The sequence below is a fragment of the Magnetospirillum sp. SS-4 genome (genome assembly GCF_902729425.1).
Taxonomy (GTDB): Bacteria; Pseudomonadota; Alphaproteobacteria; order Rhodospirillales; family Magnetospirillaceae; genus Phaeospirillum.
The window spans coordinates 1-480 of record NZ_CACVCH010000010.1 but is presented as its reverse complement, the minus strand read 5'-3'; the positions used below and the strand labels follow the sequence as shown (position 1 = coordinate 480).

Annotated in this window: 1 protein-coding gene and 1 pseudogene; one reads left to right on the top strand and one right to left on the bottom strand. The window is 54.4% G+C overall.

Translation table 11 applies throughout. The annotated features are described in order from the left end of the window. Positions 1-278 (top strand): annotated as a pseudogene (locus tag MTBSS4_RS02970) (hypothetical protein); the annotation flags it as partial. A gap of 21 nt (positions 279-299) precedes the next feature. On the opposite strand, the gene MTBSS4_RS22070 reads toward MTBSS4_RS02970, so the two are convergent. Beyond that, a complete protein-coding gene (locus MTBSS4_RS22070; RefSeq protein ID WP_254432356.1) occupies positions 300-479 on the bottom strand; it encodes a hypothetical protein in 180 nt (59 codons plus the stop codon). Position 480 lies beyond the last annotated feature (1 nt).

Below are 480 nucleotides of genomic sequence, written 5' to 3'. Positions count from 1 at the left end.
TGGTCCCCGATACCGTCTTGGCGTTGTCGATGGTGGTTCAGACGAAACCAGACCTCATCATCATCTCGGCAGTCATGCCGGGGTTGGACGGAATCGATCTGGCGATAGGGTTGTCGGCCATGCCCTCAACCCGTAACATTGCAATCGCCGTCATTACCAGCCTGGATCGGGACGCCGGTGTGTTGACGCTGTTGCCGAAGAAGGTTCCCGTCATTTTCAAAGGCCCGAACTTCGCGGATGACCTGTTCAAGGCCCTTGATAGCCTGTTTATGATTTAGTCGGGGGCTGCTGCCCGGCTCCTAACTTGGCGGATTTTCCAGTCGGCCGCAGACATCGCAGAAATGGCATTTTTCGTTCATCCACTGCCGAATGCCAGTCAACAAGCAACGATGCGTACCGCATTCCAGCAAGTAGCCGTAACAGGCCATCATGTTGGGAAATTCCATCTCATACAGGATCGGAATTACGGCCTCCCTGATT